This window comes from Pelodictyon phaeoclathratiforme BU-1 (assembly GCF_000020645.1).
Classification (GTDB): domain Bacteria; phylum Bacteroidota; class Chlorobiia; order Chlorobiales; family Chlorobiaceae; genus Chlorobium; species Chlorobium phaeoclathratiforme.
Genome location: NC_011060.1, coordinates 1 through 15,022, shown reverse-complemented (window position 1 = coordinate 15,022; position 15,022 = coordinate 1). Strand labels below are relative to the sequence as shown.

12 protein-coding genes are annotated in these 15,022 nt (G+C 42.3%); 3 read left to right on the top strand and 9 right to left on the bottom strand.

The annotated features are described in order from the left end of the window. Positions 1-11 precede the first annotated feature (11 nt). The 5 genes from secD to PPHA_RS00040 form a co-directional block, all read right to left on the bottom strand. Positions 12-1,886 carry a protein translocase subunit SecD gene (gene secD / locus PPHA_RS00060; protein ID WP_012506870.1) on the bottom strand — a complete coding sequence of 625 codons (1,875 nt, stop codon included), beginning with the start codon at positions 1,884-1,886 and terminating at the stop codon, positions 12-14. Between the two features lie 158 nt (positions 1,887-2,044). Further along, positions 2,045-3,337: an NAD(P)/FAD-dependent oxidoreductase gene (locus PPHA_RS00055; protein ID WP_012506869.1), complete on the bottom strand. Its 1,293-nt coding sequence runs from the start codon at positions 3,335-3,337 to the stop codon at positions 2,045-2,047. Positions 3,338-3,351: 14 nt separating this feature from the next. Continuing rightward, complete coding sequence (locus tag PPHA_RS00050; protein WP_012506868.1) at positions 3,352-3,726, bottom strand: c-type cytochrome; 375 nt, start codon at positions 3,724-3,726, stop codon at positions 3,352-3,354. Positions 3,727-3,786: 60 nt separating this feature from the next. Continuing rightward, positions 3,787-4,095: a thiosulfate oxidation carrier complex protein SoxZ gene (gene soxZ, locus PPHA_RS00045; protein WP_012506867.1), complete on the bottom strand. Its 309-nt coding sequence runs from the start codon at positions 4,093-4,095 to the stop codon at positions 3,787-3,789. Between the two features lie 24 nt (positions 4,096-4,119). Further along, positions 4,120-4,557, bottom strand: a complete 438-nt coding sequence (locus PPHA_RS00040) for a thiosulfate oxidation carrier protein SoxY (RefSeq protein WP_012506866.1) — start codon at positions 4,555-4,557, stop codon at positions 4,120-4,122. Between the two features lie 464 nt (positions 4,558-5,021). On the opposite strand from PPHA_RS00040, the gene mnmG reads away from it, so the two are divergent. From mnmG to PPHA_RS00025, 3 genes are all read left to right on the top strand, one after another. Then, complete coding sequence (gene mnmG, locus PPHA_RS00035) at positions 5,022-6,887, top strand: tRNA uridine-5-carboxymethylaminomethyl(34) synthesis enzyme MnmG (RefSeq protein WP_012506864.1); 1,866 nt, start codon at positions 5,022-5,024, stop codon at positions 6,885-6,887. Between the two features lie 64 nt (positions 6,888-6,951). Then, positions 6,952-9,342: a DNA polymerase domain-containing protein gene (locus PPHA_RS00030; RefSeq protein ID WP_041526583.1), complete on the top strand. Its 2,391-nt coding sequence runs from the start codon at positions 6,952-6,954 to the stop codon at positions 9,340-9,342. Between the two features lie 126 nt (positions 9,343-9,468). Continuing rightward, positions 9,469-10,692 carry an FprA family A-type flavoprotein gene (locus PPHA_RS00025; protein WP_012506862.1) on the top strand — a complete coding sequence of 408 codons (1,224 nt, stop codon included), beginning with the start codon at positions 9,469-9,471 and terminating at the stop codon, positions 10,690-10,692. A gap of 42 nt (positions 10,693-10,734) precedes the next feature. Here PPHA_RS00025 and PPHA_RS00020 read toward each other — a convergent pair whose 3' ends face one another. The 4 genes from PPHA_RS00020 to dnaA form a co-directional block, all read right to left on the bottom strand. Then, on the bottom strand, positions 10,735-11,028 hold the full coding sequence (locus PPHA_RS00020; protein ID WP_012506861.1) for a DUF721 domain-containing protein: 294 nt from the start codon (positions 11,026-11,028) through the stop codon (positions 10,735-10,737). A 2-nt stretch (positions 11,029-11,030) separates the two neighbouring features. Beyond that, positions 11,031-12,092, bottom strand: a complete 1,062-nt coding sequence (gene recF, locus PPHA_RS00015; protein ID WP_397233137.1) for a DNA replication/repair protein RecF — start codon at positions 12,090-12,092, stop codon at positions 11,031-11,033. 60 nt (positions 12,093-12,152) lie between these two features. Next, a complete protein-coding gene (gene dnaN / locus PPHA_RS00010) occupies positions 12,153-13,277 on the bottom strand; it encodes a DNA polymerase III subunit beta (RefSeq protein WP_012506859.1) in 1,125 nt (374 codons plus the stop codon). Positions 13,278-13,558: 281 nt separating this feature from the next. Next, positions 13,559-15,022, bottom strand: coding sequence for a chromosomal replication initiator protein DnaA (gene dnaA, locus PPHA_RS00005; protein WP_012506858.1), 1,464 nt, complete (start codon positions 15,020-15,022; stop codon positions 13,559-13,561).

The window sequence follows — 15,022 nt, the reverse complement described above, 5'->3', positions numbered from 1 at the left end:
GTCTTGAAATATTAACCGAAACTTTTGTCTGACATAAGATTTTTGATGAACAACAGATGGAAGATCTCTCTGGTCACCACAATGGCCGTAAACAAGCTTGCCGAGGTACCGATCATCAATGTTACAGCAAACCCCTGAATAGGTCCGATACCATACGTATACAGCAGAAATGCCGCTGAGAGGGTTGTCACATGTGAATCAAGAATCGAGGAAAATGCCCGTTCATAACCTTGCGTCACGGCAGTGATAACCGACTTGCCTTCAGCAAGCTCTTCACGTATCCGTTCGTAGATCAGAACATTCGCATCAACCGCCATTCCCATGGTCAGCACAATCCCGGCAATACCCGGAAGTGAAAGCGATGCATTAAAACCTGCAAGCACCGAGAGTACAATAAGGATGTTAAGCACCACAGCTACATCGGCAGCGATTCCCGCCTGCCGGTAATAAACCACCATAAAAACAGCCACAGCCACAAAACCCCAGATAATGGACTGCATTCCGGCGCGAATATAATCAGCGCCGAGTGATGGCCCAACCGTCCTCTCTTCAATAATGCGGACAGGAGCAGGAAGAGCGCCCGCTTTAAGGACAATTTCAAGATCTTTCGCCTCTTCAAGACTTTCAATCCCGTTGATCACTGAATTACCGTTTGGAATCTTTGACTGCACAACAGGAGCGCTGTAGACAGCTCCATCCAGCACAATTGCAATGCGCTTGCCGATATTGGCTCCCGTAATACGAGCCCATTTTGACGTCCCTTCGGAATTCATCGACATCAAAACCTCAGGCTGCACACCCTCTGAGCCGAAAGTGGCTTTTGCCTCTGTAATAACACCACCTGTCAGCTCAGGCCCCTTTCTGACCAGATAGATGGAATAGAGCTTTTCTCCATTTTTGCCCACATCGGGCTTGGCTGCAAGCAGTAACTCACTATCCGGAGGGAATAATGCCACGATGTCACTGCGGTGCAACAGCGATACAACATACTCCTTCGACTGCTCGGTTGTAAATGCGGTACCATTTTGAAAAACACCAATCACATCATAAAGCGGTGTTGCAGATGACTGCGGAGCAACGGGCGCCACAGGTTTGGGCACGGAGAGCGCAACAGGCGCCGGCAAGGCGGCTGATGATGAGTCAGGAACGGGAGCAACCTGTACTGCGGCACTATTCTGTTGGTTTTGAACAAGATATGAGTTGATTCTGTCCAGCGTCCTGACCATCACTTCAGGTTCACGAAGAAGTCTGAATTCAAGTTTTGCCGTCCCTTTGAGCAAGTTTCTCACCCTGTTTTCATCTGAAACACCAGGAAGCTCAATAATGATTTTCCTGCTTCCCTGTGTCGTAATGACTGGTTCGGCAACACCATATTGATCAATACGATTGCGGATAATCTCCTTGGCACGGTTCAGGGCATCTTCAGACTCTTTTTCCAGTTTCGAAACAATTTCCTGATCTGAATTGCGGATATCATAGAAATATCGGCTCAGGCGAATATTCTGACTCTTGAACTCGGAGGAGATAAGATCAATAACCTTTGCATCACTTTGCGATGCTTTTGTCCGAACATTCTGCATGATGGCAGTAAACTTCCCATCCTTATTCCATGCTTTCTGTTCAAAAAGATCCACCTGATCAACCTCCATAACCAGATGCATCCCGCCCTTCAGATCCAGACCGAGTTTCAGACTCTTTTTGCGGGCGTTTTCAAGCTCTTCGCGGTGATTCAGTACATATTTCAGACTATCCTGCGCTGAAGCAAAAGAATCGAGCTGCTTCGAAAGAGTGTAGTCACTCCAGGTTGGCCATAATGACCAGAGAGCCATAAGAGTGACAACGGCAATAAGAAGAAGGTTAAAACGTTTATTTTTCATTGATGGCATCGCGTTACGCTCGAAAGAAATAATTGAGCCAATATATAAAATGGGGTATTGATTATCTAACAATCTGCATCCCCACCCAAGATAGCCGGATCAACAGAGTGTAAAGTAAAAACCCGGCTTCCAGCCGGGCTTTTACTTCTGTCAACTACAAAAAAATCTTATCCCCATGTATCATGCACAATATTACTGTACCACCCTTCTGCAAACATGGCTTCCTCGTTGAGATGGTCATCATCAGCCGTGATTGGTGTCACTCCGCCAGCATCCTTGATATCAACGATACCCTCTGCGGTCAGTTTGTAAACACCTGCAACGGAAATACCATATCCGGGAGCAAGCAAACTGTAACAGGTATTGACCAGCGAAGGCGCTGCGGGTACTTTACCCTGGAATAAGCGGACAATGGCCGCCGCTGCCACTTTACCCTGACTACTTGCTGCAAAGCCAGATTTAGGCATCGCTCCGGCGATTGATGCATCACCGATAACATGGATTCCAGGATGAATGGTTGATTCGAACGAGACGGGGTTGATGGGGCACCAACCTGTTGCATCGGTCAGACCTGCATCAAACGCAATTTTTCCTGCCTTCTGGGGAGGGATGACGTTGATGACATCACCTTTCTCTACACCAAACTCAGTAGTCACGGTCATTGCCGCAGCATCAACCGCCGTTACCTTGCCACCTGCTGTACCTGATCGCCACTCAATCATACCGGGATAAAGACGCTCCCAACCCTTCTTGAACAGAGCCTGTTTTGAGAACTTGTCTTTTGGATCAAGAATAACAATTTTAGAGAGTGGTTTCTTTGCTTTCAGATAACCAGCAATCAGGCTGGCTCTTTCGTAGGGTCCGGGAGGGCACCTGAAGGGATTACCTGGAGGACAGATGAGCACCCTGCCTCCGTTCCTCATCTCATGAAGCTGTTTATGCAGCAGAATGGTCTGGGGGCCTGCCTGAAAAGCATGAGGCATTTGACTGTTAGCAACGCTCTCGCTGTACCCTGGTATGGAGTCCCATCTAAAATCGATTCCGGGTGAAACAATAAGACGATCATAGTTCAGCACCTGACCGTTTTTTAGCTTGACCGTGCTTTTCGAAGCATCAACCGCCACTGCATAATCAGCGATAATGTTGATCTGGTACTTATTCTTGAGGACGGTGTAGGTCTGGGCAATATCATTCATTGTTTTCAGATCACCGAGCACCCAGTTACTGAAAGGGCAGGTATAGAAGGTTGCTTTTGGCTCAACCAGCGTCACAGAAATTGATGGGTCAAGTTTTCTCAGGTATTTTGCTGCAGCAGCTCCTCCAAAACCGCCACCAATAACAACCACTCGTTTTGAACCGGCAAATGCCTTGTTCGACGAACCAAATATTCCGAATGCAGAACCAGCGACACCCGACAGAAGAAGTTTATTGAAATCCCGACGTGAAAGTTTATGCGTCATAATCATCCTCCGGCTTATTTGTTATTTTTTCCAAAATACTCGGCAATCAGCCGGATCTCTTCATCGGTATATCCTTTGGCATGGCGGCTCATAACCGTCGAGTAACGTGCTCCTGATTTAAAGGCTTTTAATGCCGTCTCAAGGTACTCGGTCGTCTTGCCTGAAATCGACGGAATAATGCCTACACTTTTACCATCCGTACCATGACATGATGAACAGGAAAGCGAAAGAACCAGACCACGCGGATTTGCCTCAGCACGTTTTGCCTGCACTTGCTTGACAGGCTTTGCACCGGCAGCATTCCCTGCAGCATAAGCGCCACTTCCTGTGGCAAGCGCTAACGTAGAGAAGGCGCATGCAGTCAGCCATACCCTTAATTTAACCGCCATAACGTATTTCCTCCATATTTAGTGATAAAAAGTCATTACCGTTCTCTAACCGGAACTCTATTATTGAACGACAGTGTCCGCAACAAAATGCTCATCCTTGTTGTCGATAAACGAAACTTTCACGATATCACCTTTCTTTCCGGAAAACCTGAACTGAAGAAAAGGATCTCTTGAAACTGATGGGCCAAGCTGAATATCAAAAAGAGGATTACCATTGAGAAAAGCGGCCCCCTCTTTTATAAAATGTGCTGCAACAAGATTACCCTGCTCATCTTTTCGTGAGCCGGATTCATTTGGGTGTGGAATAATAATTTTAACATGGACAATACCACTCTCCTCTCGGGCAAAAATTCTTACACTGCTGCTCATGGTAGAAAGATGTCTGATTCTTGATTAACAGGCTTGCGCCACTACCTCAACCTGCACGGATGTCACATAATATTTGCCACTCTCCCTCACAACAGCATGCAGCGCTGACCCCTCTTTCATCTTGATATTCAGTGAAAAATATGGCTGCATACTTTCGTGCAGATCACATTTGAAAACAAGAGGAGTAAGATTTTTTTCAACAAAGAGGAAAAGCTGATCGCACTTTAAAGAGGAATGAATTTCAACAGGCACAGCCGAACCGTCGGACGCTACAGGAGGCGCAACAATTGTTACTCCATTAGAGCGAAGAAGATCCTTTGTGCCCAGAGCATTCAGGAATGCTTGCTCCAATGAAGACTGCCTAAAAAATTCAGAGTTCCACTCTGCAAGCAGTTTCTCGGGAAACAACGATAAAAATGAAGAAATTATGGCTCCCGACGCAAGAAATTGTCTTCTTTTCATAGACATATTTACGGTTTAAAGGGGGGGACTACAAAGCTTTCAGCTAAGCCTGCCGGGTTTATTAGTATGCATAACTATATAGGTATATAAAGAAAGCGCCGATTTATTGCAATTTTTTTATTATCCCCCAATGCAATCACGGAAATCCGAAACGCAGACCGATACAAGCCGCACCCCTGAAGATATCAATCTTCCAACATAATTGCAGAGCCCGACTCATCCACTCATTCTTCTACATAACAAAATTATCCACAGCCATAACGCCACTCCACACAAAGATGCAGTATAAGACCAAACACTTTAATATCCAAAGTCAAAAAAAACAATACACATATAATACATATACCTGTTAACCACTTTAAACAAAGGAATATCGAACGGAAAAGTTCGATAATTCGTATCTTTGATAACAGCCATTCTTAATCAGTCAAACTAAATGTTTCACGTGAAACAATAAGCAGAAAATGTACGATATCATAGTTACTGGAGCAGGTCACGCTGGATGCGAAGCTGCCCTTTCTGCAGCAAGAATGGGTTCATCCTGCCTGCTTATCTCCTCTGATCTCACCGCAATTGCCCGGATGTCCTGTAATCCCGCAATAGGAGGCGTCGCAAAGGGGCAAATCACGAGAGAGATCGATGCCCTTGGGGGTGAAATGGCAAAAGCTATTGACGCCACCGGCATACAATTCCGAATGCTCAACAGAAGCAAGGGGCCAGCCATGCACTCTCCAAGAGCGCAGGCTGACCGAACATTATACTCACTGTATATGCGGAATGTTATCGAGAAGGAGGCTAATATTGATCTTCTCCAGGACACTGTTGTTGGTATTGAGTGCTCAGGCGGAGCTTTTTCAGGGGTGCGGCTTATGTCGGGACGTATCATCAATGGCAGGACGGCCATCCTCTCTTGTGGAACGTTTTTGAATGGCCTGATCCATATTGGCATGAATCATTATGCTGGTGGCCGAACCATTGCCGAACCTCCAGTATACGGGCTAACAGAGGATCTTGTTAAATATGGTTTTGCTGCAGGTAGACTAAAAACGGGAACACCAGCAAGAATAGATGCGCGATCGGTTGAGTACGATTTGGTTGAAGAGCAATCAGGTGATCCTCTGCCAATCTCATTTTCATTCAGGAACACCCCTGTCATTAACCGGCATCAGATTAGCTGTTTTGTTACAAAAACAACAAAAGCAACACATGAGATCCTGAAAAAAGGATTTGACCGATCTCCATTATTTTCAGGGAAAGTTCAAGGTATTGGTCCGAGATATTGCCCATCCATTGAAGATAAAATCTGTCGCTTCCCTGACAAGGATAGCCATCATATATTTCTCGAACCGGAAGGGTTCGATACCAATGAAATGTATGTCAATGGCTTTTCAACATCACTTCCTGAAGAGATTCAGTTAGAAGCGCTGCAATCTCTTCCCGGACTCCGTAACGTTAAAATGATACGCCCTGGATATGCAATTGAATATGACTACTTTTTTCCTTATCAAATCAATAGAAGTCTTGAAACAAAGCTTGTAAAGAATCTCTTTTTTGCAGGGCAGATTAATGGGACTTCTGGCTATGAAGAGGCCGCAGCACAGGGATTAATTGCCGGAATTAATGCCACACTTCTGCTTCGGGGACGAGCCCCGCTCCATTTGAAGCGCTCAGATGCCTATATCGGCGTACTCATTGATGATCTGGTTACAAAAGAGACGAATGAACCCTACAGAATGTTTACCTCTTCTGCTGAACACCGCCTGTTGCTCCGTCATGACAATGCTGATATTCGTCTCTGTCACCACGCAAAATCTGCAGGACTGATTGATGCCGATACCTTTTCTGACTGCACCAATAAAAAAAGGCTCATTGATACCCTCAATCAGCTCTGTCTTGACACGAAAATCAAGCCCGATGTTGCGAACACGTTACTTGCGGGACTCGGGCATCCACCCGTAACGACAACACAAAGCGCAGTGAACCTGTTAAAAAAACCAGGCGTACATTTTCACATGCTGCTTGAATCCGCTCTCTCTTTCAAAGAAAGCGTCTATGCAGTGACTGACGACCCATTAGTTTTTGAACAGGTTGAGATTGATCTGAAATATGAAGGTTATCTTAAACGGGATCTGTTAATGGCCGAAAAAATACTGCGTTTGGATTTGCATGAGATTCCCGCTTCTTTCAGGTACGATCATGTTACCGGCCTTTCAAATGAGGGAAGGGAAAAACTGATGAAGCTTCGACCCGAGACCATAGGACAGGCATCGAGAATTCTTGGTGTCTCGCCATCAGATATTTCTGTGCTCATGATACGTCTCGGCCGCTGAGCAACAGTGCGTGTTTCACATGAAACATAATCCTGTGTTTCCGCTCTCAATTAAACAAGCAATCATGGACAGCATAATCAGTGATATCGTAACCAACGATCTGCTCTTTGGTAAAGATAAAGAGGAGCGGATTGTTGGAGCATACCAGCTTTCAGACACCCATATTAGGCTATTCAACAGGGATGACAATGGGGTCAGTTATCATGATGAACCATTTTTTCCATTTTTCTTCCTTTCTGAAAACTCTTTACTGGACGGATTTATACCTGAAGAAAACGAGAAATTCTGGCTCGTAACGCTCGCTGGAACGAACTATTACAAGAATCTTGCGATTTTTCGGAATTGGAAGAATCATAGACGCGCTATTGATTTTATCAACAGAAAACGTCTTAACGACACAACAGAGAATCAGGATAAAAACACACAATACGATAATAATTCACTGCTCTACAGTAAAGGTGATGCTGTCACGCAATACTTTCTGCAAAGTGGAAAAACCCTTTTCAAGGGTATGATATTTGACGACCTGTATCGAATGCAGCTTGATATTGAGACCCATTATGATCCCATGAAGAGGCAAAATAGTGGAACAGCTCTTGATGATGATGAGGTGATTATCATTTCTTTGAGTGATAGCAGGGGATGGGAACAGGTTCTTCATTCTAAAAACAGGACGGAAAAGGAGCTTCTTGAAGAGCTTGTTACCCTTATTGTGAAAATGGATCCTGATGTAATTGAGGGACACAATATTTTCAGTTTTGATCTCTCCTATCTGCAGCGAAGATGTGATCGATATGGTATTCCTTTTGCCATTGGACGTAATGGGTTGTTAGCAAAAACATATCCAGCATCGATTCGTTTTGCGGAACGGAGCATTGATTATCCCTTTTTTGATATACCGGGACGCCATGTCATCGACACCCTTTTTCTGGTACAAAGCTATGATGTATCACGGCGCTCAATGCAGAGTTATGGACTAAAAGCAGTTGCAAAACATTTTGGTTTTGCCTCAAAAGAGCGTACCTACATCGAATACAAGGATATCGCCTCTCTTTGGCAAAATAATCATGAGAAGCTTCTTGCCTATGCCCTGGATGATGTGCGCGAAACAAGAGCGCTCTCATCACTTCTATCCGGCAGCAATTTCTACCTTTCACAAATGTTGCCATATACGTATGCCATGACCTCTCGTATTGGACAGGCTGCCAAAATTGAGGTACTCTTTGTAAGAGAGTATCTGCGTCGAAAGCAGTCAATACCAAAACCCACATCTGGTCAACAGCACTCCGGTGGATATACCGAGATATTTCTTAAAGGCATTCTTGGTCCTATTGTCTATGCGGATGTTGAATCTCTCTATCCTTCAATCATGCTTTCATATGATATTTGCCCTAAAAGTGATGAACTGAAAATATTTCCATTGGTACTTAACGACCTTAAAGAGCTTCGATTCAAAGCAAAAGAGAGAGCACGGAATGAAAATATTCTCGGAAAATCCACCCTTGCTGCCAATTTTGATGCCATGCAAAGTTCTTTCAAAATCCTGATCAATGCCATGTACGGTTACCTTGGATTCAGTGGAGGTATTTTCAACGATTTTTATGAGGCCGACAAGGTAACAACAACGGGACAGGCTCTTGCAAAAAAAATGATCATGGAATTTGAAGCAAGAGGATGCAAGATCATTGAGGTTGATACGGATGGTATTCTGTTTATACCACCTCCGGACGTGCAGAGCGAAATGGCTGAACGAGAACTGGTCAGTGAAGTCTCATCTCTTATGCCGTCTGGTATCAATATCGGCTTTGACGGGAGATTCAAAAAAATGATTTCCTATATGAAAAAAAATTACGCCCTTCTTGGATATGATAATGTGATGAAACTGAAAGGTTCTTCACTTACCAGCAGAAGTGGTGAGAAATTTGGAAGGGATTTTGTTAGAAGAGGATTTGAAACCCTCTTAACCGAGGATATCAATGGACTGCATAATCTTTTTACCGAATACAGAAACAAGATTTTAAATCATGAACTGGATATTTCTGATTTTTCAAGAACAGAAAGCCTGAAAAATTCACTCGAACAATATCTTGAAGATGTTAAATCAGGTAAAAGATCAAAGGCAATAACCTATGAAATCGTCATAAAGGCAGGACTGAACATAACAAAAGGGGAGAGAATAACTTTCTATATAGCAGGAACGGGCGCAGGATCATCTGCGTACGATAAAGGAAAGCTTGCGTCTGAATGGAAAAGAGAAAAACCGGATGAAAATACACACTTTTACCTCAAGCGTCTGGATGAGCATTGTCAAAAATTTCTTCCCTTTTTTAAACCCCAGGATTATAGTATGATTTTTTCTGATGATACACTGTTTTCTTTTTCTGCAGATGGTATTGAACTTCAAAGGGAGATACGACATACGGAGACAGATCCGTTCGGTGGAGAATTGACTTGACAGTCATTTTGTGAACAGTAATATTGCTTATATTACCGTCACTGTTCATGGAGGGAACTCTCAGTACATTTTGCATGTATTAGAACGGTAAACCCTTATTTTTTTAGAATTTTCCTAATAGTAATAATGACAGACAGCAACATACTGAAAATAACAGACGACGTAAGCTGGATTGGTGTTCTTGATCCTGGTCTTATCACCTTCGACATTGTTATGGAGACGAAATATGGAACGACCTATAACTCCTATTTCATAAATGCCGAAAAGAAAACGGTTATTGAAACAACAAAAGAAAAATTCTGGCCAGCGTATCTTTCAAAATTAAAACAAGTTACCGATCCGGCAGAAATTGAGTACATCGTTGTGGACCATACAGAACCTGATCACTCCGGCAATGTCAGGAACCTGCTTGCAATCGCCCCGAATGCAACAGTTGTTGGCAGTGGCAACGCCATAAAGTTTCTTCGTGATCAGACTGGCCATGATTTCAAATCATTGGTCGTCAAAACAGGCGATACTCTTAGTCTTGGTAATAAAACCCTTCATTTTATCAATGCACCTAATCTGCATTGGCCTGATACCATTTATACCTGGCTTGAAGAGGATCGTATCTTATTCACCTGTGATTCTTTTGGATCACATTTTTGCGATGCAGGAATGTTTGATGATGCAGTCGGTGATTTTGACGACTCATTTACCTACTACTTTAACAGTATTCTGAGGCCATTCAGCAAATACATGCTTCAGGCTATTGAAAAAATTAAACCGCTTGATATCAATATTATTTGCCCGGGACATGGTCCGATTCTGAGATCAAACTGGCAAAAATATGTTGATCTTTCAATGAAATATGCAACAACTGCAATTGCTTTACCACAAGAAAAAAACATTCTTATAGCGTACGTTTCGGCCTATGAAAACACAACATTAATGGCCGAGAAAATCGCTGAAGGACTGAGCCAATCATGTGACTTCAAAATCGATATCTGTGACATCGAATCCGTCCAGGCATCTGTACTTGAAGAAAAGATCGCTCATTGTTCAGGTATTATTGTAGGATCACCAACAATAAATCAGAATATTTTACCCCAAATATACCAAATTTTTGCAACAATCAACCCCATACGCGACAAGGGAAAACTTGCTGCAGCATTTGGCTCATACGGTTGGAGTGGTGAAGCCGTACGTATGATAGAGAGCAACTTTACCATGCTTAAACTCAAGGTTTTTGATCAGAACGTCATGGTTAAATTCAAACCACATGAACCCGAGTTTGAGAAATGTATAGCTTTTGGAAAGTCTTATGCAGAAAAAATGATAGAAATCTATCGACTCAGTTGCAATCTTTGATGTTTTTATGGAAAGGAGCATTATCGCAGATGATGCTCCTTTTTATTTAAAAATAATCTCTTTTACCATCGAATTTTCCAAAGCAGCATTCAATTTTTCGAGAATGTTCTGTTTTCGGAAATTAAGTTCCATTCTCCAGGTAGAATTTTTTACTCTTATAAACAACACCCCATTCGAGAACCGTTCTATTGTTGTTGATGCAGATATCGTATCTCCAACAACACTCTTCCAAACCTGTAATGTTTTATACTGCTGATAAGCTTCTGTCAATCCCAATACCTGACACATTTCACCAGCCACTACTGAAAATTGTTTGGGATTTTTTGTGCGTGACACCTTTACATCTCCTTTATACCCTTCAACGATTCGATAGAGATTGAATCAACGTGACTATATGGTTTATTTTCAGCAGATGTAATAATCGTTTGACCGCATGTTTCAAGCAGACGAAAAATGGCATTTGAGTGAGACGCATCCAGTTCACTGAACAGATCATCAAGCAGGCAAATTGGTTTTTCGCCGAGGATATCTGAAAATAAACGATGTTGTGAAAGTTTGAGAGCTATAAGAAAGATGCGCATTTGGCCCTGTGAAGCATATTTTTTAATCTCCCTGGTATGGAGTAAAAAAAGTAAATCATCACGATGTGGGCCTGTCATGGTCTGCCCACGTAAAATTTCCTCTCGTTCTGTCTCTTCAAACTTTACAAGAAATTGGCTGTACAATTGATCAATTGAACTATCATGAAAAACTTTTCCGAGTGAGCAGCGATACACTATGGTCGGATGCTCATCCGGCGATAAGAGTTGATAGAGAGTTTGAAAAAGTGGCAAAAATGAAGATAAAAACTGCATTCTTGTATAAACAATTGAGGCTGCAAGACGTGAAAGACTATCTGTCCAAATTGCAAGCATCTCTTTCTGTGATCCTGTCTTTTCATACATCTGACCAATCAGGGCATTTCTTTGTTGCAATACCCTTTTATAGGCCAACAGATCGTCAAGATATCTTCGGTTTGTCTGACAAATAGCATTATCAAGAAAACGCCTTCTTTCTGCTGGTGCACCATTAACAATTACCAGTTCTGCCGGTGAAAAGGTAATACAAGGAATCCTTCCAATATGTCTTGAAAAAGGCTTTATTTCGCTCTTATCAACAATAATTTTTTTTTCTTTTTCCTTTGTATAAAGAACTCTGACGGTTGTTGCACGTTCTGTAGCATCGAGAAAACTGCTTTCAAGAACAAAGAAATCAGAAGAAAAATAGAGACACTCACTATCAAGTGCATTATGAAAACCTCTTGTCAATGCACAATAGTGAACCCCTTCCAGTATAGAGGTCTTTCCTGATGCGTTAGGCCCATAAAGAATTGATATACCATAACTTGGCTCAAAATTCAATAACCGGTGGTTTCTGAAATTCTCGTAATGTATACACTGTAATTTCAAAAATTTTCTCTCTCAATTATTTATTCTCACAGGCATAACAAGCACAATCAGTTTATCATCCTCTTCCGTCTTGTGAGGTTTAAAAATAACTGCAGTTGTTGGACTTTTCAATTCAATTCTGATTTCATTATCATCGAGATGTGCAAGAGCAGCTTCGATAAACCTTGAATTAAAACCTATAGTAATATCATCTCCCGTATAGAGACATGGCATCTCTTCTTGTGCAGCCTCACCCTCATTTGTATTTTCTGCCATAACTTTCAGTAACTGTCCTTCAATCACCATCTTGACATCTCCAATACTTGAAAAACGTCCGACACGACGTACAGAATCATAAATCATCGAGCGATCTATGATTAAATGTTTGTCGTGTTCTACAGGAATTACTGCATCATAATTTGGATATGGTTCAATAATCAGGGATGCATCAAGCACAATATTACCAATAATAAAACGAACAAACCTGCGATCTGAATCTATACTCATGGTAATAAATTCGTGCTGTGCAAGTTTTTGTAAAATTGAAAGGACGCGTGCCGGTATAACGATTTTTTGTTTTTCTCCAATTGCAGAGTTGTAGTTTTTTCTGCATCGTACCAACCGATGGCCATCAGTCGAAACTGCGGTAATAGTATTACCTTCAAGTTCAAAGAGTACCCCCATCATTGCGGGTCTCATACCATCGACACTGCAGGCAAAAATTGTTTTTTGGATCAGATCAAGAAATTCTGCTGTTTCAAGTTCAAGAGAGATATCGTACGTTTTTTCATGTTTTTCCTGCTTGCTTTCAAACTGACAGGGTATTTTATACTTGCCTTTGTCTGTGGTAATATGGAGAGTTCCATGATCACTGATTTCCTGCCGTTCAATAACAAAGGTTACTGCGGTATCGTACATACTTCTCAGAAAATCCTGCAAAGTCCTCGCCTTAACACCAATATTACCAGAATCACTTGTTTCTACATCACTTTTCGCGGTTATTGATAACTCACCATCAGTAGCGAATAACGTCAGGCTACCAGACTCAATAGAGAGGTGAACATTTTCAAAACGCGGATCAATGGTTTTTGCGGGAATCGCTTGCGCAACTTTGCCGATAGCATCCTGTAATTGACGGATCGAAGAGGTGAGTTTCATCTGCTCCAACTTTAACTATTTATAATATTTAAAAAATTTGTTGTTGTTGTTGACGATGTGGATATCTGGACAACAAACTGCAAATTTCTGCTAATTAATTTAAAAATTGTATGTTACGCTACGTGATAACGATAGTAAAAGTGTTGATAACCTGTGCCTTGTACCCTCTTGTATGTGTGTATGGTTTGTTGATGAATATCCCCTACGCAGTCACGTGTTGATAACACACAGGTTATCAAGAAGATATCAACACCTACCCAACACCTTGTCAACACCCGCAACTACATGGAGAGGATCTCTATTCTTTTTTTGATCTCTTCTATTTTTTTTCGTTCATCCCCGATCGTGTCAACTTTTTTTGTGGTAGTGTTAACAGCATGGATAACGGTTGAGTGGTCTCTTCCTCCAAAATGAAGGCCGATAGTTTTCAGTGAAGAATCGGTCAGAAGTTTCGACAGATACATCGCCACCTGTCGTCCAACGGCGATCTCCTTCTTTTTCGATTTTCCCTTCAGATCATTAGGCGTAATAGAAAAGTAAGAGCAGACCGCTTTTTCTATCGTATCGAGAGTCAGCCTTTTTGTTGTGTGGCGAATAATGTCTTTCAGTGTTGATTTTGTAAACTGAAGATCAATTTCCCTGTTATCAAGCGATTGGGCCGCAAGCAGTTTGACAATGCATCCTTCCAGTTCCCTCACATTCTCGGTGACATTGGTCGCAATGAATTCAATAACGGTTTCATCCAGATTCACACCGCTTTGATGGAGTTTGCTGAGGATAATAGCCTTGCGGGTCTCATAATCAGGAGGTTGAATGTCTGCTGAAAGTCCCCAGTTAAAGCGTGAGATCAAACGGTCTTCAATTCCCTTGATATCTTTGATGGGTCTGTCTGCCGAGAGAATAATCTGCTTGTTTGATTGGTGCAGGGTGTTGAAAATATGAAAAATTTCCTCCTGTGTTTTTTCCTTGCCCGAAAAAAACTGAATATCGTCAATAATCAGTACGTCGATTGAGCGGTAAAACGAGGAAAATTCCTGTATTTTTCCATTCTGAATAGCGTTGACGAAGTCGATTGCAAATTTTTCACTTGATACATAGAGCACTCTTTCCGATAACCGGTTCTCACGGACACTGTTACCGATAGCCTGCATCATGTGTGTTTTGCCAAGACCTACTCCGCCATAAATAACCAGGGGATTAAAAGCATTTTGACCGGGGCTTTGCGCAACAGATTTTGAAGCTGCAAAAGCCAGAGAATTACAGTCACCCCTGATGAGTGTATCAAAGGTATATTTTGAGTTCAGGTGTGTTTCAAAGCGGGCAAGGTTTTTTTCAAATTCCTCACTGTTTTTTGCACGTGCTTCTGTTGCGCGACTTGCGGCAATGAAATCGCCGTTCATAGCGTTCTGGTGTGGCAATTCTATGGTGACGGGTTGCCCTTGTGATTTATCCATCACAATTGAATACATCAACTTTGCTTCGGGCCCGATCACATCCTTGAGTGCGAGTTTTAAAAAGGAGGAATAATTTTCCTCTATCCACTCGTAAAAAAATTGGCTGGGAACTTCAATTGTCAGCTCACTGCCCGAAAAGCTCAGCGGCTTGATTGGAAAAAACCAGGTCTTGAAAGCCAGAGGATTGATCTTTTCCCTTATGGCATTAAGACAGGCCTCCCAGACTTGATGCTCCATTGAGCTGTTTTTCTTGGTTTTTCCTTGAAACGTATTTGACGTAACTTCAAGCAT